Below are 22,701 nucleotides of genomic sequence, written 5' to 3'. Positions count from 1 at the left end.
TCGTTGATCCATTGCGAGCGATTGAGAATTATGGCGGTCTGAAGCCGTGGTCTTTCGTCTGAGAGATAGGCGAAAGAATGAAATGCGCACGTGCTGACTCAGACTTGCTCAATCATATTTGATTGTGAGCAGATCTCGCTAGAATTCGCAAGTACTCGCAATCCGATACTGCGACGGACTTGCCTAACTACGCTGATAAGGCCATGGACCGCAGCGATGAGAGATGGCATCGCGACGACGATGTCAAGAAATCGCCCGGGTTTGGAACCTCGCATTTTGGACGAATACGCTCAGGCCAGTCGGGCTTATTCCCCTTAAACCTTTATGATTTGGAAATAATTTGGATACGCCAAAAAATTCAAACCGTCGTTTGATAATTCTCTCGGTCCATGCGATATCAATGCCAGCGCGCAGTTCCCCCACCCAAATTGCACGATCTTGAGCCTCGCGCGCAGAGCGTAAATAGGGGCGCGCCGCGGATTTCGCGTCTTCTTTCGATACGAGAACGCAACCGTTCCTAAGTCAGGACCGAGCGCTCGGCAAGCGAAATATATTCGCGACCAAAGGCGAGTAGCGATTTGGGGCCACGCGTGGATTGGCCATCACCAAACACTGCTCGATCGCAAAAAATTTCAACTGCCGCTGACGCCATGATTAGCCAGAGCATCGTATCTCAAGAAGTCGCAGAATATCGTGCGTATGTGCGCTGCCACCTTTACGACCGGTTCTACCATTTGGCTAGAAAAACGTGCAAGTCAGTTCGTCGGCTATTGAGAAATATTTCGATTAACTGAGATGCCGAAACTCCCTTGAGATCACCAGGATGACGACGAAAGTTAAACGGCCCAATCCGCACACATCACTTCCGCCTGCTCCAGCACCAGCTTCACCGCTTCGGCTTGCAGGTCTGGCGGATAGCCATAGTGCCGCAAGATTCGGCGGACGATCGTGCGGATTTTGGCTCGGGCAGACTCGCGGTGTTGCCAGTCGATGGTGACGCTGCTGCGGACCTTGGTCACCAGCTCGGCTGCGATCACCTTTAGTTCGGGAATGCCCATTGCTTCTACCGCGCTGTTGCTTTGAGCCAGGGCGTCATAGAAGCAGATCTCGTCGTCTCCCAGCCCTAGGTCTTCACCGCGACGGTTCGCCTTTTGCATTTCTTTGGCGACCGTGATCAACTCTTCGATCACTTCCTGCGTCGCGATCGCTCGGTTGTGGTAGCCGTTTAGCGATTGCTGCAACATCTCGCTAAACATCCGGGCCTGCACCACGTTGCGGCGGGAACGCTCTTTGATCTCGCTCTTTAGCAGCTTTTGCAGCAGCTCGGCGGCGACGTTTTTGTGCTTCAGGCCGCGTACCTCGGCCAGGAACTCGTCCGATAGGATCGAGATATCGGGCTTCTTCAGCCCCGCCGCCGTAAACACATCGATAATCTGATCGTCGGCCGAGATCGCCTTCGAGACCAGCTGCCGCACCGCATGGTCCAGGTCTTGTGGCGAGCGCTTCTCGCCCACCGGCTTGACCAGCGCCGCTCGGACCGCCTGAAAGAAGGCGATATCGTCCCGAATTCGCAGCGCCTCTTCGTGAGACGCACACAAAGCGAACGCTTGCGACACCTCGGTCACGCTCCGCGTAAACCGGGCTTTCCCTTCCTCTTGCTGCAACACATGCTCCTGAGCAGCCGGAATCAGCTTCAACCGCTCAGCGGCCGGCGCGTTGCTCATCCAGATCGACCAGTCAAAGACATGCATCATGTCGCAGCAGATTTCGTACTTCTCCAGCATCACCGCCACCGCGGCCGCTGTATCAACCGACGGCGCCCCACGGCCGCCGCTTTCGGTGTAGGTGCCCAGTGCCTTCTTCAACTGATCGGCCAAGCCCAGGTAATCCACCACCAGGCCGCCTGGCTTGTCTCGAAAGACCCGATTCACCCGGGCGATTGCCTGCATCAGGCCATGTCCCTGCATCGGCTTGTCGACGTACATCGTATGCAGGCAAGGCGCGTCAAAGCCGGTCAGCCACATATCGCGGACAATCACAATCCGGAACGGATCTTTCGGATTCTTAAAGCGGCTCGCCAACTCCTTCCGCCGGCGTTTCGTGCGGATATGCGGCTGCCAATCGACCGGATCACTGGCCGAGCCGGTCATGATGATTTTCACGGCGGTCTCTTGCTTGCCTTCTTGCGTCTCATCATCGCCGGCCGCACTCGCCCAGTCGGGACGTAGCTTGATGATCTCTTTGTACAGATCAACACAGATGCGGCGGCTCATGCAGACGATCATCGCTTTGCCGTCCATCGCTTCCAGGCGTCGCTCGAAATGCTGGACCATATCTTCGGCGACTAGCGACAATCGCTTCTCGGTTCCGACCAACGCTTCCAGCGCCGCCCATTTCGTTTTGATCTTCTCTTTATTGTCCTGCTCTTCCCCTTCGGTCAGTTCGTCAAACTCCGTGTCGACCTTCGGCAGCTCCGCTTCGTTGAGCGATAGCTTGGCGACGCGGCTTTCGTAGTAGATCGGGACGGTCGCTTTGTCTTTGACCGCGCGCTGGATGTCGTAGATCGAAACGTAATCGCCAAAGACGGCCCGCGTGTTGGCGTCGTTCTTTTCGATCGGCGTGCCGGTAAAGCCGATAAACGACGCATTGGGCATCGCGTCGCGCATGTTGCGAGCCAGGCCGTCGATCAGGTCGTATTGGCTGCGGTGGGCTTCGTCGGCGATCACCACAATGTTGCGGCGGTCCGACAGCAGCGGCATCCGTCCCCCTTTTTCGTCAGGGCGAAACTTTTGGATGGTCGTAAAGACCACGCCGCCGCTCACTACCTGCAGCAGTTTCTTCAGGTGGTCGATCCCCTCGGCCTGCACCGGTTTCTGCCGCAGCAGTTCATGACAGCGCAGGAACTGCCCATACAACTGATCGTCCAGATCGTTTCGATCGGTCAGCACCACCAACGTCGGGTTGGCCATCGCCGGTTCGGCCACGATCCGTCCGGCGTAAAAGAGCATCGAAAAGCTCTTGCCTGATCCTTGCGTATGCCAGACCACGCCGCCTCGCTGGTCGCCACCTTCGCGTGAAGCGGCGATCGTCGACTCGACCGCTTGATTGACCGCATGAAATTGATGATAGCCGGCGATGATCTTATGGACGCGGTCGCTGTCGGTATCTTCTTCATACGTGATGAAGTGCTGCAGCAGATCGAGAAACCGCGCCGGCGCGAAGACTCCTTTGATCAGCACTTCTAGTTCCAGCACCACCGGCGGCGCGTCGTCCGCGGCGGCGATGTCGCGCCACACTTTGAACCATTCGGTGCTCGCGGTCAAAGCGCCCAGCCGTGCTTGTAAGCCGTCCGAGACGACCAGCAGTTCGTTGTAGTGAAACAACGACGGGATCTCTTGCTTGTAGGTCTGCAATTGATTCCAGGCAGTCCAGATCGTCGCGTCTTCATCCGCGGCGTTCTTCAGCTCGATGATCACCAGCGGCAGGCCGTTCACAAACAACACCAGGTCTGGGCGCCGGTGATGCCCTCCTTCGGTCACCGCCAACTGATTGACGACCAACCAGTCGTTGGCCGCCGCATCGCCAAAGTCGATCAGCCGCACATGGTCGCCTGCGATCGAGCCATCTTCGCGTCGATACTCAACCGCGACGCCGTCACGCAGCATTTGATGGAAACGCCGGTTGATGCCTACGAGCGAAGGAGCATCGGGGCGCAACACCTTGCGCAGCGCTTCTTCGCGAGCTTCGGCCGGAATAGTGGGGTTCAGCTGGTCAATTGCTGACTGCAAGCGTTTAATAAGCACGACGTCGCCAAACGAATCACGCTCCGTCGCCGGCTCGCCGGGGGCGATGTAGGGGCCGTGCAGGATGGTGTAGCCAAGTTCGGCAAACCAATCTTGGGCGGCTTCTTCGACGGTTGATTCCGCGAACTTGGATTTGTGGGGCATTTTGGCCAATCCCAATGGCGCAATTATTGCGCAATAATTGCGCGAAACGAAAATACAAACAAAAACCCGGACTAATCGCGCAAATGGCCGGCGGAAAATGCGAGATTTGCTATCGAAGAACGTGATACATTATTGAACGCCCGCGTCCAGTTGTTGCGACCAAACCACAGTTAATAAAAGACTTTAGGTGCAAAGTTGCCGCGCGTTTTGCTAGCCCCATTGCTTCAGCATACTCAGCACTGCTTACCACGTCTTTTGTCGCCAACCAGAGCCACCCTTGACGCTCCGAATCACTTAAAGATTGCAATTCTTCGGGCGAAAGGGCTCCAATTGCGCTTTCAACATTTCGATAAATCGTCAGCACCAATAAGTCACCATCCATAGAATACCGTGGCAACGGAAGCCCCAGATCTTCGGCATACGACTTCAAACTAGAAAGCCCGTAACCCTGCTCTTCCGCCATACCCATCCTAGAGAAGACATAGTGCAAAAGCGGATTCCGGCTCTTAATTGGCGCTGAAAATGCACGCATTTGATCTAGCGTCACCGGAGGAATTGGTCCTCCCGGACTTTTGATTGTGATCGTATCGGGAGTGATGATCAGATGGCACTTCTGCCCTATTAAGTCGTAATCCCGATGAATTAGCGCATTCACAACTGCTTCACGTATCATCTCAAACGGAAGGTCGACAGCTTCCTTGCGTTCCATCCGCCTGCGATCTACCGTGCTTGGTAAAACCGTATCAAGCCAAGCCTCGAGTTCACCAGGCAGCAACACCAACGCTTCTGAAAATTCCTTGCGCGAGGATTTACCATTCGGTAGCTCAACTCGTGCCAATAACCTTCCGTGAGGTAAAGCAAGCGACGAATCCTCTCCGAAAAGTAGCAAGCCAAAACCGGACGGAGCGACACTATCCCCTGATTCAACAAGAATTCCTTGCTGCAGCAAAAATCGCTGAAAGTCACTCGACCCAACCTTTGGCGCAAGCTTGGCCCGCGTACGGTAAGCGTTCAACGCCTTCGTCGAAAGATCCTGGAGAGTTACTGCGGTAGCAGACAACTCATACTTGGAAAGTAAGATCTTTTTGTCTTCAATGGCATCGATTTGTTGACGCGCCCATTCAAAAAACGACTTATTCTCGTCGAGAATGACCTCCTGCAATTCACGATCAAACAGGTGGACCGTCACACCGCTTCGCCGTAGGTACTCGATTCCTTTCCCCGCCACCTTCGGATTGTCGTCTTCGATCCCAACGTAAACCTCTCTAATACGAGCTCCCACAATATGCCGCGCGCAGCCACGCTTGGGAGAATTTCGATTAAGGCAGGGCTCCAATGTGGCGAAGAGAACGCAGCCTTCCAAATTCTCCGCGGCACATTTTCGCTCTAGTAAAGTGAACTCTGCATGATTGCCATCTCGCAGTTCGCCACGCGCGGCAGTCTCAATCGAGCCATCCGGCCTAACTAAGACCGCGCCTACCTGCGGACTGGGACTACCATCAGGTCTATGCTCTTGCACCGATTGACGCATCACCTCAATCGCTTTTTCCATCATCTCGCGAGGATCAAAAGGTCGTTTCGTCATGAGCCGAGCTCCTGGCCAGAACGGCCCTGCACGGATTCTTCAACGGTCGATTCATTAACTCTGGACATGCGACAACGCCTCTATTCGGCTTCCTCAGAAACAATCACATCCACTTCTTCCATCGGAAGCTCGGATTCAAGCAACTTTACTTTTGGAGCAAAAATCTTGAACATTCGGTTCAGCTTCACCCGCAACCACTCGTGATATTCGGGCCATTTTGCGTGGTCATGCAGATCCGCCGTCGCGGTCAGATAGGCGCGGCAGGTGCGGCGATCTTCGGGGTTGTACCAAATCAGCGGTTCGCCTATCTCCGTTTCGATCGCATCTTTCATCGCGAACAATTGGGCGTAGTAGGTCTTCGCGTAGTTGTCGGTCAATTCTAATTCGGCCCGCAGCTCATGGCGATCATTGCTTTGGGTTTGGCTATCCCAGTGAGAAGCAACCGCGTTTAGCTTGAAGCCCGTGCGACCGATCGAGACGTTCATCCAATGCTGCGGCAGCGGTTTGGTCGGCTTGAAGTCAGCGCCATGCTGTTCTAAGTAGGCGACAAATTCTGTCCAAAATTGGACGTGCCGTTCCTTGGCTGGCGTCATCGCTTGTTCCTGGGCCGCTTTCGCTCCACGGCTAACGCTCTTCGACCAATCGTTGGGCGAACTGATGATGTTAAACCGGGGCGCCACCGGCGAATCGCCGATCTGCCACAGTTCGACCTGCAGTCCAAAGAAGCGGATATCCTCGCTGGTCACTTTGTTCAGCCAGTCGAGCGCCGCGCGGTGCTCTTCGGTAAATCGCTGCGAGATCCAGACGATCGTCACCGTGTTCAGGCCGGCGGCGTAGGTGATCAACTGGCCTAGGTGCGTATGGTCGGTACGCTCCAACTGATTCTCGATCAGCACCCATTGGTCGTTGGCCGTATCCTTGCACAAGATGTCAGCGCGAAACGGGCCGACGCTTTTCTCCTGCGCTTCGACCTCTAGATCGATGCCGATCGTATCGCTCAGCAGCGCGATGTTTTCTTCCTCGGCCAGCCACGGCGTAAAGTCGCCGGCTTCCGATTCCCAGGCGTCACGCAACTTGACTGGGATTAATCTTCCTAACGTTTTTTTGATCGGCATGGGCGGAGATCCTTAGGCAAGTTGCTTGTCGATGAACTTTTCGGCGTCGGCTACACGCAACTCGCCGGAAAGGAGTTTAGGGAGGAGGGCGTCGCGAAGTTCCGCCAAAATATTGGATGCACCTTCATTTACGGCGATTTGATTCCTAAAACTCCAAACGACTTCATCAAATGCTTCGATCGTTTGGAGATCGGGCTCGAGTAGCTCCGCATCGGAGAAATGATCGGGGCGAACTGCTGGGTATGCGCTGCCATCGGCGCAATTTGTAAGGTACGAAGTAAACTCGTGCGTAGTTATTGCGTAATGCAAATAACACGGAGTGAGCAAATTCGGAGAAATAACCGCGAACCCAGTTGAAGCGATACGATTTTCCGGTGGCGAGTGAACAAAAAGGAATGAACGTCGATTTGGTCGAACACATGACCAAATGGTGTCGCCATGTGAAATCTTACGTCGCGCCCGACTTGGAGCTGAATTGAAGTCCATCGCCGTTGGTCCAGATGACCGCCCTTCTGAAACAGATGCGATGTCTACATACTCGATCATGCCGCTGACTTCGTTAGCACGCACGGTATTTGAATTGATACGACAGAGGTCCCCCAGGCGACCGACCTTCCACCCCTCAGGCACCAACTCCCCATTCACATGCACCAGCTTGTCAGGAAACAGCGCGGCGACGTCGGCGGACATGCCAGGCGGTTGGCGACCATCCATCTTGGCGCGGACCGGATCGAAATCGACGAACCAGCTTTTGAACAACGCCCGGGCCATTGCCTCCAGCGTCTCGTTCATCCGCCGGTTGAGTTCGATCTTGTCGTCGAGGGCGCCGAGGATGCTGGCGATCGCTTTTTGTTCGGGGAGTGGGGGAATAGGAAGACGAAATTTTGGCACGTCGGCGCATCTCAAACTGTCGAATACGGCGCCCACATTAATGAAGGTTCCTACTTGATTCCACCAATGTGGACTTCTCACTAACCAGCGCAGAAAAGGAGGATAGACTAATTCTCCATCCGCTCTAAGCAGGACAAGATTCTGGCCGAGTGCGCATTTCAGTTTTGAATCGACGAATGCGGTTTCACCGGGATTGCATCGACGAGACAAGATGACGTCGTTTTCCTGCGGCAGAGCTTTTTTGGTCCACTCAAAAAAATCAGATTCTGTAATCTTCCGTGCCGTTGCTACATCGATCCGACCATTTTGCATTTGTGGAATAGCGACATATGGGATTCCAGATATCGCGGCTGCGGGCGTTTTATGAACGCAGTCGATAAGTGAAACGCCAGCGTTGGCCAAAGTCAGTTCTTCCCACAGACCGGATATGCCGCTAGTACAATTCGATGCTTCATCTCTAGTCAACATAGCCCTGCCCTTTCAGATTCTTCTGAATCGCCGTCTCCAACTTCTTCGACTCAGAAAACTGCTCGGTAAGTTGCTGCGACAGTCGGGCCATATTTCCTTCGAACGGCCCTTCCACCTCCTCGTCCCAGACATACTGCGCCAGCGTCAGCACGTAACCGCGATCGGCGATCTTTTCCCTCTCAGCCGAGAAGCAAAAGCCGGGGATGTCTTCATATATCTTCAGCTTGCCCTGCTTGCGATCACCGCACCCGGTGTAGGTACCGCATTCCAGCCAGCGTGTTCGTCCGATATGGCAATTACGCATCAGTTGCTCCAATCAATTGGAGCGCATCAACAACGCCGGCCTGCTTCAGATCTTCGACTGCAACTCTGACAAATTCAGCGAGGGCGCCTGCTTGATCCTCTTCCATCAATAGCCAGGCCAACGGCTTGGAGATATGGACCACGCGCCAGGCCGATTCTTCGGGCGCCGGAATCGCCCAGTCGGGGTCTCGGGCTTGCAGGGGGCCGATACGTTCCGCGATGGCGGATCTTACCTGGCTACTGATCGGGCTGTTGGGGCTGACCTCGATCCAGACGCGAGCCCGGTCTCGATGGACGCCGGCCCAGAGACACAATTCCGGCACTGGTTTACGCTTGCCGTTGGCGACCAGGTAGCCCCAGACCACGCTCCGCACGCTGGGGCGAAACAGGGCCTTTTGATGGGCCACTTTCTCAAACGCAATTTTCGAGTCCGCGAAAACCTGCAGCAGCGGCGAAACAAGACTGTGAATGCGACTGGCGCACGCTTTCCCTTGCTGGGCGTAGGCACGGATCAGGGCGAGATCTTCGATGTCGATTCGGTGGTCGTTCATTTCGCTTGGATCCTGCAAAAATTTCAAGAGAAAGCCCAGCAGATGCTCGGCAAAGACTTTTTCGTGGGGAGGGAGCGTTTCGGCGGCGAGTTGATCCTCGATCCAGCGGCCCAGATCGGACCAACGCAGGCAATGCCAACGCGGCTGGAGCTTGCCGGCCTGGATCAAATCGTCTACCTGATGGGCGTGGGAAGGAATGGACAAGACGATGCCCGCTTTTCGGTCAGCGGCGACTGCTTGGGTTTCTAGCCAACGATCGTAGTTTTCTAGCTGAGTGACCGAGACGGCGACCTCGGCCTGCGGCTGGTCCTCTTCGCCGTACGATTCATGGGACGAGTCGTGAATGCCGGCCTGGACCTTGATTTCGATGGTCCACAGCAGCACAGGCGCCCCCGTCTGGTCCTCGTTCTCATATCCGACAATCCGCAGGTCGTCGCGCTTGCCGCCGACGGCCTGCTCGGTTTCGATGTCGTAGTGAAGTTCGCTGAGCGGCAGTCCTTGCCAACCGCAGAGCTCGGCGAGCTGCTCAAAAATAGCGGTGCGGAGCTGCGGACAATTCAACAGCACCACGCAGAGCATCTCGGCACAACTTCGTTCGCGCATCGGCCGATTAGGATTGGTCGGATTGCGAATGATCCGCTGAAACAGATTGGCGGATGGATCGGGGACATGCACGCGCAGCGTCGTCGGTTTTGGCGGCGGGTAGATGGGAATGAATGACCACGGCATGATGCTTGCCCTGTTGCTCGGTTCTGTTTAGAAACCCAGCCCTTTCAGGTTCTTCTGGATGGCCTTCTCCAGCTTCTTCGATTCGGCAAATTGATCCGTCAGCTGCTGCGTCAGCCGGGCCATCTTTTCTTCAAACGGTTCGTCGTCTTCCTCTACCTCTTCGGCTCCGACATATCGGCCCGGAGTCAGCACATAGCCATGCTCGGCGATTTGCTCTTTCTTGGCCGAGAAGCAGAAGCCGGGGATGTCCTCATATTTCTTTAGCTTGCTCTTCGGATTAATCGTTTTCAGGTCGCCGCGCCACGCGTGGTAGGTGTCGGCGATGCGCTGGAGCTCTTCGTCGGTCAGTTCGCGGTGGACGCGGTCGATCAGGACGCCGAGCTTGCGGGCGTCAATAAACAGGGTTTCGCCCACTCGGTTGCGGCGCGATTTGTCTTTCTTGCCGCGGGTTAGAAACCAGAGACAAACCGGGATTTGCGTGCTGTAGAAGAGTTGGCCGGGGAGTGCGACCATGCAGTCGACTAGATCGGCTTCGACGATCGCTTTGCGGATCTCGCCTTCGCCTGACTGGTTGCTGCTCATGCTGCCGTTGGCCAACACAAAGCCGGCGAACCCGCCGGGGGCCAGGTGATGGATAAAGTGCTGCACCCAGGCGTAGTTGGCGTTCCCCTTGGGCGGGACGCCGTAGGCCCAGCGGACGTCGTCGTCATTGCGGTGCCAATCGGAGTCGTTGAACGGCGGATTGGCCAGCACGAAGTCGGCCTTTAGATCTTTGTGGAGATCGCGGCGGAAGGTGTCGGCGTTTTCGGGACCGATGTCTCCTTCGATCCCGCGAATCGCCAGGTTCATCAGAGCCAAGCGGCGCGTGGTGGGGTTCGACTCTTGCCCATAGACGGCGATGTCGCCGATGCGGCCGCCGTGCTCTTCGACAAATTTTTCGCTTTGCACAAACATGCCGGCGCTGCCGCAGCAAGGATCGTAGATGCGGCCTTTGCCGGGAGCGAGCATTTCGACCAGCACGCGAACAACGCAGCGCGGCGTGTAAAACTGGCCACCCTTTTTGCCTTCGGCGCTGGCGAACTCGGACAGAAAATATTCGTAGACGCGGCCGAGGATGTCTTTGCTGCGGTTCTCAGCGTCGCCCAGGCCGATGGTGCCGATCAGGTCGATCAGCTCGCCCAGACGCTGCTTGTCTAGCGCCGGCCGGGCGAAGTCTTTGGGGAGAACCCCTTTGAGCCGCGGATTATCACGCTCGATCGCGACCATCGCGTCGTCGATCAGCTTGCCGATGGTCGGCTGCTTGGCGTTGTCTTGCAGCAGCTGCCAGCGGGCCGCGGTCGGCACCCAAAAGCAGTTCTCGGCCCGGTATTCGTCCGGCTCTTCGGGATCGGCGCCTGCGTAGTCCCCTTCGCCGGCGAGCAGCTTTTGCCGCATCTCCTCGAACGCGTCGGAGATGTATTTGAGAAAGATCAGCCCGAGCACCACGTGCTTGTACTCAGCGGCGTCCATGTTGTTTCGCATTTTGTCGGCCGCGAGCCAGAGCTTGGACTCGAAACCGAGATTGGCGGCGGTGGTCTCTTTTTTCGCCGCAGCTTTTTTCTTCGCCATGATGATCGTTTGACGTTCGTGTCAGGAGAGCCCGTGCGTCGTGCGGGGGCCGGGTAGGAAAAACTCCGCGATTTTATCCGATCGCGGGGCGGCAGAACACCCAGAAGAATGGACCACCGTGGGGAGATGTGATGATTGTGGAAGGTGGTGCGGACACGTTTGGTCCCGACGAATAGAAAGTAGAGATCTATTTTGCTTCCATGATCGCTCCAGGTGACCTACCAACCGAATCAGAGAAAGCCAGCTGCGGATACAGCGGGCTTTCTTACTTTAGTGGAACGACTCGAGATTTCGGCTCACGAATTCATTCAATGCGATGTAGCCTTCCACGCGAAACCCGCAGCGGCTGGCGACATCCAGAACAGCGAGTTCCGCCCGAACGTTGAGTGATCTCTAAATACTGTCCGCATGCCGGGCAATTCCCTTTGGCTCGATAGCCCATGAAGGCAAAAGGAGCTCCAAGCGCGAGAAACAAAAAGATTGGCGCCGTTATCGGCCAAAGCGGGACGATGATCGCCAGAATGACGAAGAACAGCGACAGCCCAAATCCCGCGATGATCTTTCCCAGACATCCTATCTGTTTTAGCTGAGTCGACATTTCAAGATTCCCCGTGTGAAAGAAGGTGGAGGCCCGACAGCCGCCACATTCACAGGTCACACGGATACCACTCCGCAAGCACAGCAAATGCACGTTCCGCCGAGCCTCCATGGGCCGGGGAATTGCATCGCCGTGCTAGTGGGTCAAACGAGACTTCCGAAGAAAGCCCCGTCAGGTGGTATTTTGTGACCTAGCGACGATTATCAGGTTGTTAATTGGTTGCTGATTTACAGCATGGCTGAGTCTCCGGTACTTGCTATTTCGAGTTTCTCATTCTAGTCGAAAATCGGGCTGAAGCTATCTGGTGTCGGAGCTTCCTCAAACCGCCATAGCTGACCTAGAAATTCGGGTTTGAATGGCTGCCGGGGCCTATTTTCGACGACAGTGGTCGCTCTGATAGGAATTTGTAACCGCGCCTCAGGATGCCTTTGCGACGACGGTTGAAGGTACGCAATTACGATTTACCAGAGCGTTGAGGGAGAAGAGAGGATTTATTTTTGTTCGTCCAGGCGGGCTCGGAGGAGACGGATAATGTCGCTTCGCCGTTTATCCGAAAGACGGTGGAAACTGCTGGGCGTCCCGTCGATTTCGAGCGGGTTCAGCGGGTCCCAAAATAGCCATTTCTTGATACTCACTCGCCACTCCTGAAGTTGCTCAAGTTCAGAAGGTGCTTGGCCCTCGAGTTCAGCGAGCGAAAGCCGATCTGGATCGAATCCTTCAAGCGATAGAAAGCTTTTATCTTCGGCAATTCCAACTCCAATAATACCGTTCTTAATCCCCGGTAAAGCTGACCCGCCTTTATTGCCATGCATCAAAATCAGATCATCTCCCTCCACCTCAATCATTTGGTAGTAAGTTTTCCCGTCCTGCCATGTTGCCGCCAGAGAGCGTCTACGCATTAACTCTTCAAGCTTTATTGGAAGCGGATAATTCGGCGGTTCACGCTTGGTGTTGCAAATCCAACCGGTCCGGCCACCGTTTAAGAGCGATATCAATTGGGACGTCGCGGGAATTAGAAGTTCGGGACAATTCGGATACTCGCTCGCAACCGAATCGTGCAACTCTGGCTGTTCATTACTGGCTGGCTTCTCAAAACGCCAACCCTCAATTTGAGATTCAGGCACAGCGGCCTTCGCAAGTTCTTCCGCTTCCACCTGGGGCCGAATTCGCTCCAATTCTTGAATCGTAAGCAATTGGTCAGGATTCCAGAGACCATCGAACCAACGGATCAATTCGGCCACCTCCGCTCCGTCCAATTGCACGCCAATTTCTAGATTGTTGTCCAGGGCGCTTTTCGTGAAATTCGCCGACGAGACGATCGCGGACTTCTCGCCAAAGATATACACCTTGGCGTGCAGAAATCCATCGTCGTAATAGCAACAGGGGATATTCAAGCGAAGGATTTCGCCGAGTGCGGACAGAGACGAACTGCCGTTTGCTAAATCATCCGGATTCGTACTGGTCAATATCCGAGACTTTCCCGGGGGCAACCTCGAAAGCAAGTCGGTCTCGGTGATGTACGGACTGGCGATGCGAATCTGACCGTCTGACTCGCTCAGCAGTTTCTCAATGCGCCGGCGATGGAGCTGCTTCCCAGATGAGTCAATCAGCAATTCAGGCATGAATGGCGGCTCTTGATCCCAAAAAATGACGTATCGATCGACTATATTCTGGGCAAAAAAGTCGTGAGTCAGCTCACTGCTGATCCCTAGCAGCAAAGGCCTTTATTTGCCCAGTAAGAGATTCGGCGCTCCACTTCAGCAGAGCAACAAACATCGTGTCAATTTCCTTGTTGTATTGCTCAATGATCTTAAGCAAGTCCCTCTGCAGCCAGCTATCTTCCGCCTCTTGAACGCAGATAGCATCGCCCTTCTTTTGGCCGTTGCCGTCGCCGCCACATGCTTTTTGAAGAAACCCAAGGGCATCATTGCTCAGCATAAATCGATCGGCGATTCTGTCACCTTCAAACAACGCAGTAGTTCCATCCTCATACCCTTCGTGTACTAGCCAATTCCTGACTTTGTAAGACACCTTAATGGGCCAAGCGTAAGCCGCGTAGATGTGAAGGTGACCGCCGAATCCCAACGTATCGTTCTTCTTCGGCTTACCTTTTTCGTCATTTTTTTCTCCAAGCAAATCCTCGCACAATTTGGGATTTTGCTTGGGGTGTTCGCTAATTTCGCGAACACCCGAGAGCCTGCCACACACGTTGGCTAGACGGTCATAGATTGACCATGTGACGGAAACGTAAGAGGTCAGGGCAAGGTGACGAGCTACGGCAAATTCCATTTCAATACCGCCATAGGAAACCAATCCGGGCTTTCCGTTCAGTTCCTCAGCGAAGGCGACCCCTTGAACAACCTCCCACGCCTTTTCTCTTGCCTTAAATACCGGAATCGTACGAGTCAGCAACTCATGCAGTTTAGCTCGTTTTTCCCAATGCTCGAAGCATTTTGTTGGCAGGGATGAATTCGCCGTATTCTTAACAGTAGTCCAAGCGATTTTCAGCTCGCTTGCAGCCACGCCTACTTGTTCTTCGAGCTCAGCCATCTGCGTCTTCCTCTGCGCGACCTTGTTCAAAACGAAGATCGCGTTCAGCGCTATTCAGCGCCCACCTACGATACTCGAGAAGAGGCGAGCTAACCGGCTCTTGTTCGAGTAGTCGCTTGGCCTCTTCACAAGCTTCGATGTAATACTGCGGAACTTCACCCGGCATGCTGGTCATCACCCCCGTTTCCTTGCTAGAGAGACAGAAGTAAAGGTGCTCGCGATCCTTTCGAGGCAATGAACGAGCTCTTTCGCAGACAGATCGAGCGATGCCTGCCCATGCCTCAGAATTCACGGCATACTTTGACGCCAAATTTGCGAGCTTCGACAATCCCTTGAGATTATCAGGCTCTTCGCTCTCATCTAGATAGCGAGCAACGAAGGCCGCTACGAGAACCCCGTCGGCGTCAATCTCTGACAAGACCCCTGGAATCCAGTAGGTCGCTGTGAAACTGTCGCCGAGAGCCAAACGGCACACATCGTCAAACGCCGACACATCGGAAGAACTGCTTGGATCCAATTGACACCATGCTTTGGCATCGAAGCCATACGGAAGCACCTCAATTTGATCACGCCGCGTCGAAATGCTTTCAAGCTCCACTCTAGATCGCATCAACGAGGCGAAAGTACGCATATCCGGAACATATTCAGAGCTCTCAAACATAGCCTTCAAGTCGTAAAACCCGAGTAATCCACCGTTCAACTTCAACGAAATGATCCACTCCAAAACGGAATGGCAAAGTTTTTGCGTGGGCGATCGATCGAATCTAAGGAAGGCCAGACGGGCGGACCGAATAAACAGCCCAAGAAAGTTACTCGTCTCAAAGAGGCTGAATTCGGAAGATTCCAAAAACGAGAAAACTTCACTTGCCACTGTTTCATCGAACGCCCCAACAATTACGCCAAGCAACCAAGCCCGTTCATGAGGCATAAAGCTCTCTTTGCGGGCAAGAATACACCGCACCTCGCCCGCCGTCAGTGGCCCGATCGAGTCTGGATGAGCATTCTGATATAGCTGATAAAGCACTTTCTCTTTTGACTGCGATATGGCGAGTAACTCCGTGAGCCACTTCTCTCCATCCACGTCTCCATTTGCCTTAAGATCTTTTAGTCTCTTACGACACATCGAGACTACAAATCGAAATTCGCGTGGCTTAGCCTCATTTCCAGCGGCCAAAACCGACCGTACGAATGAAGAAAGTGCTGACGTGTCATTCTGAGCGTCAAGCGAGAACTGATCCGCCAACAATTCAGCCAACGCAACAAGCTGCATTCCGTCGGCCAAATCCTCCGAGTCCCCTCTAGCGTTACGAAGATATCGATCGACTTCATCAAAGAAGCCCGTTACCTCGCTCTCGTCGGCGGCGGCCAGCAGTTTGCCAGCTATACGCTTAGTCTCAAACGCTAGTCTTTCGTCGTAGTCAAATCGAAAGAAGTCATGTATTTGCCACTCGGAAAGGCCAGAATAGATCTTCTCGCACTCGCGTGCCAAAGCAACAGAGACTTCGTCTTTGCCATGGTCTAGATACCATGCCCACATCGGGCGAGCCCGTGTTGCCTCTCCAAACGAGAGAGGCTTCTCTAGAAGCTCCTTGCTTTTAGTCAAGTCTTCTCGTAGAACGTCACGATAGTTCTGTGCATCTTGAGCGATAATCCTGTAGTGAGCGAGAGCATAGTTGATCGAATGATGCGAATCTGAAAGCAAAGACCAAATCGATTCATGTAGCGATTCATGATGCCCCAATTTGAGGGCCTCGAATAGCTTTGCTCGCAAGTCCAGCAGTCGCTCCCAGTCAGATGAACCCGTTACGAGAGCAAATCGAGCAACGCCCAGAGTCCAATTGCCTACCCACTCATTCCTCTCTCGCATGGGCTCCAAAATGCACTTCGCCAAGCGTCCAACAAAAGGCCACGAACCTTCCTGGAACAGTTTCTCATTGGCCATCTCGAATGCCGGTTTCGCGAACACCTCACTGTTTCTCGATTCACAAAGCAGGCGATGGAGCAATTGCGACGGTGATTTGCCCGGATCGGATGGCTCCATTCCAGTTTCTGCAAGCTTCGCTAATTCACGAAACTCGCCTAGAAACCGGGACGCGACGACGGCGTCGTCAACTCGATCAGCAAGGTTGAATAACGTCCAGGAAAGTGTTGAAAGCACTTTATTCCGGGTGAACGTGAAATTTCCCCAAAAGGAATCCGCAATTTCTTGAACGTCTTTCAGGTGTTCACGGATCGCGATTAAGACGTCCAATGCGTTTTCGGGATCCGCAACGCCGAGTTTCGCCACTAGCTCAGCGATATGGTTCTGACCGACCAGATTCGCGGAAGTCGCAACACCAGCCAATTCGTCAAATATAGGCTGCAAGAGCGTAAACGCATCTTCCGAATCCAGGCGGGAAAACGACAAACTTGCGATGGTCTGAAATATGTCGTCGATACGCGGAACACGGCCCGATAACAATTCTGATACAAGGGCCTTACCTGCGGCGCCAACTGAATACTTGCCGTCGCTCGTTTCGTTAAGCAGCCATTCACTAAGTATGCTCTGGCGAACGAGCATAGACTCTACTCCGTACAGCCTCTTACCAATCCCCCAGTTGCGGACCAGTCCAGTGTCGACAAGTTTCTTAAGGAGGTCGCCCAAATCTGACTTCGGTATCCCTTCTTGTGTCAATAACTCAATTTCGTCTCGCTGATTCTCATTACCGTCGAAAACGACAGAGCCCCACAAAGATAACCACCGAAGTACTGTGAGCGCACGTTCACGATCGCCCACACTCTCCAAGCATGCAGCCAAATACGAGGAGGCGACGCCATCCACCTCGACAGGAAAATCAGCCAACCTCCCCTGCTTTACCAATTCAGATAAGAGGCTGAGCCAACCTGGCACGCCTTTTGTCAGACGAAACGCACCGTGGCCCCAAGCGTCATCCGCTTGGCGGCCAAGACGAGTATTGATCAGGGATTTGGAATCCGATTCATTAAGCGCGCTTAGCCGTATTGTCTTATCCAAACTACTGTTAGTTTGGTATCGCCGAAGCATTCCAGATCGGTCAGTTCTGCACGAAACAATAACTCGCCAGTTTCGGCGTTCTACCGTTGAAAGCTGTTCAACAATCGCGCGAAGTATTCTGGGGTCCTCCGGATCATCAAGCGCAACGCAAGTCTTTTGATTCCCATTTAGCAATCGGAACCATTGCGTTGACTCGGCCATGACCCCAGAAAGCCCCCAAAGAACGCGCCATCCATCCTGCGATAAAGCGACTAGGCTTTCGTATAGAAAACGCGACTTTCCAATTCCGCCTGGACCAATGACGGGAAGTATTCGCTTCTCATTAGAATCGGCAAAGGCTTTCACCTCGGCAAGTTCTGCATCCCTGCCCAGCATAGGATCGTCTAGGGAGTCATTTCCGATCCGTTCGCTCGCAATCAGGTCATGAGCTTCCTTAAGACCAACAAGGACACGGTTTTCATGTTCGAAGAATACATCTCGAACTTCAGGCTTTTCGGCAAGCTTTCCCTCAATTTCAGACTTACACCAGTATTCCGCATTCAGGCCAAACGCTGCGAACTTGGGAACGACTTCGCTCTTCCATTTTGCATCATCGTTAGGATTGATCGACAAATTGGCAAACAGTACCCACCGTTCTGCATGTTCCCAGTGCTGGTAGTTCGCATGGTCCTTTTCACGATACTTCGTGATAAACTCGAGTTCTTTGAGCGCCACCTTGATGGCCTCACTCATGTCCATGCCGTCTCGATACTTGGATTGATAGACGATTTTCCCATCAGCCGTGCGGGCATCCTGTCCGGCATCCTTACCCGGACGACCGAACAATATCGTCTGGGGATTCTCAGCGTAAAGAATCGCGTGCATCAGCGATTCCAATACACCGCCATCCTGTATCAAGCCCCAATTCAACGCCGGCAACGCTCTCTCCTAGAAAACCAAAAATAAACAGATCGTCTCGTTCCGCCCCCAAGCCACTAACAAATTTCTAACCGGCTCTCTCTCCGTTCGCCACTCCCGTAGCTCCCGATTCAACTCGTGTAAACACGACAACGCCAGTTTTATTTTCCAAGCGATGGGTCTAAAACCCTCGCCTTCAGGCGAAACCTTTCGGTTCTTCCGTTTCCGGCTAAAATCGGGGAATGGAAGGATACCGCACCAGTTCGCATAGTCGTTTTGACATCAAGTACCACTTTGTCTGGGTGACCAAATATCGAAAGCCTATTCTCGCAGGGGAAGTCGGCGTTCGATTGCGGGAACTGGTTCGCGAGGTTTGTCGCACCAACGAGATTGAGATCTTGGAAGGGGCGGTCTCGCGAGATCATGTTCACGTGTTGCTGTCGTGCCCGCCGAATCTTGCGCCCAGCAAAATCATGCAGTACATCAAGGGGAAGAGTTCACGGAAGCTGTTGATGGAGTTTCGGCATTTGCAAAAACAGTATTGGGGTCGGCATCTGTGGGCACGCGGGTACTTTGTGGCGACCAGCGGCAACGTGACCGACGAGGTGATTCAGGAATATATCCGCCACCAAGACGGGACCGAGCCCAGCGATGGCGGCGACCAATTTCAAATTACTCCTTCGTGAGTTGAGGACTTCAGTCCGAATCTCACGAATATCTTTAAACCTGCCGGCTTCCAGCCGGAAGTTGTTTAGTTCAGAGCCAACCTTATTGCTACTTCGGCGACCGGTATATACAACACAATCTATCAACCATTTTCAACGCTCTACTCAGATCCGATTCCAACGAGAACTATCCGAACAAAACTACGTCCATTCAGCGGATGTTGTACTGTCAACCACTTTCGCACAAAGAAACATGAATTCAACAATCTCGGGACTCGGGCAACACAGACAACTATTTAGCGTATCTTGTGCGCCATCCGGCATGGAAGCGGTACTCAAGCTGCACGGACTAATAGATCCTGATGCATTTCCGTATCAAAACAAATTCCAAAACGAGCCCATAGGATTCGAAAAGATTCATTTGCTCTTGGCATACCGAATTGAAGGCAAGGATACGTGGATGCCCCTGGAAGACGCAATCAACAAAATAACTTCCGAGACAAAATCCGGCAGGTTTCCTTTGGTGTCACTATTAACAGGACGAGACAAGGACAACACTTTTTGGCATATCTTCGCAGCGCGACAACACGGATGTGAGCTTCAGCTAATCGATCCTGGGAAGCTTGGTGGCGAAATTCATGCGACATCAACCGATGAAGTACGACGCGTATTTGAGTTCACCCTTGCAAAGGTTCCAAACCGTCAGGAAATCAACTTCCTGACCTACACCTTCATCAACTGCGGCGATGAAACCCAACCCAAAATAGCGACGTGATTCCCAAAACGGAAAGGTCAAACATTTGATTCGCTGACAAACCTCGCGATAGCTTTCGACTAACGACCAGTAGTAAATCAACTTGGAACCCCCAAGAACTAGACGAAGCGTCCTAGCATGAACGTCGAGCGAAGATCCAACATCGTTATCCCAAGCGTGGTTACGTGGTTCAAGCGGTCGCCCCCACCCACGCCCTCTTTTGTTAAGGGAAGCACTTTTTCGAGTGCGATTTGACCTTCGCGGTGCCTGCGAATCTATTCTGGCTTCCTAGGCCCCCCCAGAGCCTTTACTATCTTCGTCTTGGCAGTCTCGGACAATGTCGGCCAAGCGGCGATCACCTTAGCCAGATCCTCATCAAATTCGCCATCCAGCGCACCAACTGCGCCGGATTCTGCGCCGCCTTCGCCCTCAACCCCCGTCTTCCCCGAAGAATCTGCTTCCCGTTCGAGTCCTGCCTGGCCTACTTATTTATTTTTCGCAGCTTCGCCTATTTTGGTTCTGCCTCGTATTTCAGAGGCTTTTCACTCCCTTGGGTCGTATCTTCGGCAAATCGTCGCGAGTCGCGGCGTGTTCGGACTGCGCCGGATTTCGCTTCCCTTTTTGGGGACGTCGTAAAGGGATCGTCGGTGACCTGCCTTTAATGCTAGCGGGCCACCTTCACGCAATTCCCGATCCACTGTCAACTTTTCGTGGGCAATTCCAGGATGCCGAAAAGCAAGATCGCCTGATGATGACCAATCCAGCCGCTAAGACCATCCAAATCTTTCTACCATCAGGCGAACCACGCGGCGTACGGATCGCTGAGTTTACCAATCGGACTGTCCAGGCAATCGTCGTCCCTCGGTCGGACTTGGCGGAGGCGAAGCTGCGAGCCGAGTTGGGCCATATCGCCGTCTATTTTCTGTTTGGCGAGTCCGAAGAATCCGCCAAGCCGATCGTTTATATCGGTCAGACTGAGGATGTGCGAAAACGGCTGGACAATCACAATTCAAAGAAGCATTTCTGGAAGACTGCGGTCTTGGTCGTCTCTCGAATACAGACGTTTACTCAGGCACACATCCGATACTTGGAATGGCACTGCCTGCGGATGGCGAAGGAAACAGGACGTTTCGCAATTGATAATGACGTGCAGCCTGGCAAGCCGTTTGTAACTGAGCCGATGGAGGCCGATCTGCTCGACATTTTCGATACGCTGAACGTTCTGGTGTCGACCGTAGGCTACCCAGTATTTGAACCGCTCGTTAGCAAGAGCACGAATACGGAGTCTTTCTTCCTTAAAACGAATGAATGTGACGCAGAAGGCAACTTTGTCGAAGATGGGTTTGTTGTCCGAGCCGGTGCGATAGCTCGTAAGGAGATTACTCCTTCCGGCATCGATCTCATTGAGCCGGTTCGTACGCTGCTCATCGAAAGCGGCGTCCTCATCGACCAGGGGGCGAATCTACGGTTTACACAAGACTACCTATTCAATTCTCCCAGTCGGGCGGCAATCGTCGTACTTGGACGCCGAGCAAATGGCTGGACCGAATGGAAAGATGCTTTGGGGCGCTCGCTAGATGAAGTTTACCGAGCGGATGGCGACGCCTAATCCGTGATGATTTTCAGCCAATTAGCCCCAAAATCCGCACCTTCGTTCGTGTATCGAGACCGCTCCAAACGGCAATCACCTACGCCAGATCTGCGGCGAGTTCAGAAGGGGGCGCACCAACTGCGCCGGATTCTGCGCCGACTGGCGTTTTCCCCGAAGAATCTGTCCCAGCTTCGAGCCCGACCGGGCCTACCTTACCTCGTCTGCGCCATTGGGCGAAATATGTCGAACTCGGCGTTACCGAGCTTTCTTCGCCCCGGGAAATCGGCGCCTAGTCATTATGGTGACTAAATCATCCCCAAGCCGGTGATTGTTTGAATTAGCGGATCAAATACCGTAACGGTAAATCATCATACGTTTGGCCTTTTGTGGTCAGCCAAAGTTGCGGGAGCATCAAGTGTCAGGTTCTTCGGCGAAACGGAACGGCTTTACGCTGGTCGAGTTGCTTGTTGTGATTGCAATTATTGCATTGCTCATCGCGTTGTTACTTTCTGCCGTGCAACAAGCGCGTGAGGCGTCGCGCCACATGCAATGTAAGAACAATCTCAAGCAACTTGGCTTGGCGCTGCACAATTATCACGACACTTTCATCCAGTTCCCCGTTGGTGCACAACGACAGAATGGAATTGGCTTGAGCTGGCTGGTGGGACCGCTTCCTTATCTGGAGCAAGCGAATCTGTTTGACCTGATCGACATGAAATCCACGAACAATGGAATGATTGGTCTGCCTCCCCCTTGGGGCACGTCAAACGGCGCCACCCTTCACAAGATCGTCATTTCTGACTATCGCTGTCCCTCGACTCCATTGCCAGAATTGCAGAAAATGGGTTCGGTCAGTCCTGCAGAGCATATGCAGCCATCCTATGTCGGCATTTCGGGCGCTAGTTCTGACAACGGCTTTCCGGCAGCGCGTGTCAATGAATGTTGCATCTCCGACACTACTGGAGAGATTTCCGCAGATGGAATACTGGTGCCCAACGACGGAGTGAAGTTTCGGGATGTTGTCGATGGCCTCAGCAATACCGTTTGCGTCGGCGAGGCGTCGAATTACGCCTACGATTCACAAGGGAAACCCCATCGTACCGACGGCGCTTTTCCCGTTAGCTGGATCTCCGGGACCGCCGCCAGCGGTTCGCCACCGATGATGCATTTCGCATTGGATCCGTCGAAGGCGCCGCCGGAGGCTTTCAATCTGACCACTATTCGACATGCTCCGAACAGTTCCTTCGATCAGCCGGGCGTCAGCAGCGGCCATGGCGCCAACAACCCGCTCTCGTCCGCCCATCCCGGCGGCGTCAATGTCTTGCTGACCGATGGCTCAAGTCAATTTATCGCTGATACCATCAGTAGAACCGCACTCAAGCGACTCGCTTCTCGCGATGATGGTCAGGTCGTCGATCTTCAGCAATAGACGAACC

14 protein-coding genes are annotated in these 22,701 nt (G+C 53.7%); 4 read left to right on the top strand and 10 right to left on the bottom strand.

The window, feature by feature from the left end; all coding sequences use genetic code 11:
• Positions 1 to 836 precede the first annotated feature (836 nt).
• The 10 genes from DSM3645_RS18785 to DSM3645_RS18735 all read right to left on the bottom strand — a co-directional run bounded on the left by DSM3645_RS18785 (position 837) and on the right by DSM3645_RS18735 (position 18,276).
• The gene (locus tag DSM3645_RS18785; protein ID WP_040352800.1) at positions 837 to 3,947 is read right to left on the bottom strand and encodes a type I restriction endonuclease subunit R; all 3,111 of its coding nucleotides are present in this window, start codon (positions 3,945 to 3,947) and stop codon (positions 837 to 839) included.
• A 109-nt stretch (positions 3,948 to 4,056) separates the two neighbouring features.
• Positions 4,057 to 5,532, bottom strand: a complete 1,476-nt coding sequence (locus tag DSM3645_RS18780) for an ATP-binding protein (protein ID WP_081444894.1) — start codon at positions 5,530 to 5,532, stop codon at positions 4,057 to 4,059.
• 80 nt (positions 5,533 to 5,612) lie between these two features.
• Positions 5,613 to 6,647, bottom strand: coding sequence for a DUF4268 domain-containing protein (locus tag DSM3645_RS18775; protein ID WP_002653867.1), 1,035 nt, complete (start codon positions 6,645 to 6,647; stop codon positions 5,613 to 5,615).
• Positions 6,648 to 6,659: 12 nt separating this feature from the next.
• Positions 6,660 to 7,940, bottom strand: a complete 1,281-nt coding sequence (locus tag DSM3645_RS18770) for a restriction endonuclease subunit S (RefSeq protein WP_202594962.1) — start codon at positions 7,938 to 7,940, stop codon at positions 6,660 to 6,662.
• Positions 7,941 to 7,995: 55 nt separating this feature from the next.
• Positions 7,996 to 8,310 (bottom strand): type I restriction-modification system subunit M, encoded by a 315-nt coding sequence (locus tag DSM3645_RS18765; RefSeq protein WP_002653865.1) that lies wholly within the window; start codon positions 8,308 to 8,310, stop codon positions 7,996 to 7,998.
• Positions 8,303 to 9,589, bottom strand: a complete 1,287-nt coding sequence (locus DSM3645_RS18760) for a hypothetical protein (protein ID WP_002653864.1) — start codon at positions 9,587 to 9,589, stop codon at positions 8,303 to 8,305. The genes DSM3645_RS18765 and DSM3645_RS18760 overlap by 8 nt, the downstream gene beginning before the upstream one ends.
• Before the next feature lie 27 nt (positions 9,590 to 9,616).
• Complete coding sequence (locus DSM3645_RS18755) at positions 9,617 to 11,197, bottom strand: class I SAM-dependent DNA methyltransferase (protein WP_002653863.1); 1,581 nt, start codon at positions 11,195 to 11,197, stop codon at positions 9,617 to 9,619.
• A gap of 1,089 nt (positions 11,198 to 12,286) precedes the next feature.
• Positions 12,287 to 13,417: a phospholipase D family protein gene (locus DSM3645_RS18745; protein WP_131282708.1), complete on the bottom strand. Its 1,131-nt coding sequence runs from the start codon at positions 13,415 to 13,417 to the stop codon at positions 12,287 to 12,289.
• Positions 13,418 to 13,490: 73 nt separating this feature from the next.
• Positions 13,491 to 14,345, bottom strand: coding sequence for a hypothetical protein (locus DSM3645_RS18740; protein ID WP_002653859.1), 855 nt, complete (start codon positions 14,343 to 14,345; stop codon positions 13,491 to 13,493).
• Positions 14,338 to 18,276 carry an ATP-binding protein gene (locus DSM3645_RS18735; RefSeq protein WP_040351968.1) on the bottom strand — a complete coding sequence of 1,313 codons (3,939 nt, stop codon included), beginning with the start codon at positions 18,274 to 18,276 and terminating at the stop codon, positions 14,338 to 14,340. The genes DSM3645_RS18740 and DSM3645_RS18735 overlap by 8 nt, the downstream gene beginning before the upstream one ends.
• Positions 18,277 to 18,497: 221 nt before the next feature.
• On the opposite strand from DSM3645_RS18735, the gene tnpA reads away from it, so the two are divergent.
• The 4 genes from tnpA (at position 18,498) to DSM3645_RS18715 (ending at position 22,694) form a co-directional block, all read left to right on the top strand.
• Complete coding sequence (gene tnpA / locus DSM3645_RS18730; protein ID WP_002653857.1) at positions 18,498 to 18,941, top strand: IS200/IS605 family transposase; 444 nt, start codon at positions 18,498 to 18,500, stop codon at positions 18,939 to 18,941.
• 301 nt (positions 18,942 to 19,242) lie between these two features.
• A complete protein-coding gene (locus DSM3645_RS18725; protein ID WP_002653856.1) occupies positions 19,243 to 19,695 on the top strand; it encodes a hypothetical protein in 453 nt (150 codons plus the stop codon).
• An 877-nt stretch (positions 19,696 to 20,572) separates the two neighbouring features.
• Positions 20,573 to 21,283: a GIY-YIG nuclease family protein gene (locus DSM3645_RS18720; protein ID WP_237564855.1), complete on the top strand. Its 711-nt coding sequence runs from the start codon at positions 20,573 to 20,575 to the stop codon at positions 21,281 to 21,283.
• A 397-nt stretch (positions 21,284 to 21,680) separates the two neighbouring features.
• Positions 21,681 to 22,694 carry a DUF1559 domain-containing protein gene (locus DSM3645_RS18715; protein WP_002653854.1) on the top strand — a complete coding sequence of 338 codons (1,014 nt, stop codon included), beginning with the start codon at positions 21,681 to 21,683 and terminating at the stop codon, positions 22,692 to 22,694.
• Positions 22,695 to 22,701 lie beyond the last annotated feature (7 nt).

Origin of the sequence: Blastopirellula marina DSM 3645 (assembly GCF_000153105.1) — a bacterium.
In the GTDB taxonomy this organism is placed as follows: domain Bacteria; phylum Planctomycetota; class Planctomycetia; order Pirellulales; family Pirellulaceae; genus Blastopirellula; species Blastopirellula marina.
Note: the sequence above shows the minus strand (reverse complement) of the source record. Positions and strands in the feature narration are given on the sequence as shown.

Coding starts and splice junctions, on each gene's coding strand:
- DSM3645_RS18785 (WP_040352800.1), bottom strand. CDS start 3,947: ATGCCCCACAAATCCAAGTTCGCGGAATCAACCGTCGAAGAAGCCGCC.
- DSM3645_RS18780 (WP_081444894.1), bottom strand. CDS start 5,532: ATGACGAAACGACCTTTTGATCCTCGCGAGATGATGGAAAAAGCGATT.
- DSM3645_RS18775 (WP_002653867.1), bottom strand. CDS start 6,647: ATGCCGATCAAAAAAACGTTAGGAAGATTAATCCCAGTCAAGTTGCGT.
- DSM3645_RS18765 (WP_002653865.1), bottom strand. CDS start 8,310: ATGCGTAATTGCCATATCGGACGAACACGCTGGCTGGAATGCGGTACC.
- DSM3645_RS18760 (WP_002653864.1), bottom strand. CDS start 9,589: ATGCCGTGGTCATTCATTCCCATCTACCCGCCGCCAAAACCGACGACG.
- DSM3645_RS18755 (WP_002653863.1), bottom strand. CDS start 11,197: ATGGCGAAGAAAAAAGCTGCGGCGAAAAAAGAGACCACCGCCGCCAAT.
- DSM3645_RS18745 (WP_131282708.1), bottom strand. CDS start 13,417: ATGCCTGAATTGCTGATTGACTCATCTGGGAAGCAGCTCCATCGCCGG.
- DSM3645_RS18740 (WP_002653859.1), bottom strand. CDS start 14,345: ATGGCTGAGCTCGAAGAACAAGTAGGCGTGGCTGCAAGCGAGCTGAAA.
- tnpA (WP_002653857.1), top strand. CDS start 18,498: ATGGAAGGATACCGCACCAGTTCGCATAGTCGTTTTGACATCAAGTAC.
- DSM3645_RS18725 (WP_002653856.1), top strand. CDS start 19,243: ATGGAAGCGGTACTCAAGCTGCACGGACTAATAGATCCTGATGCATTT.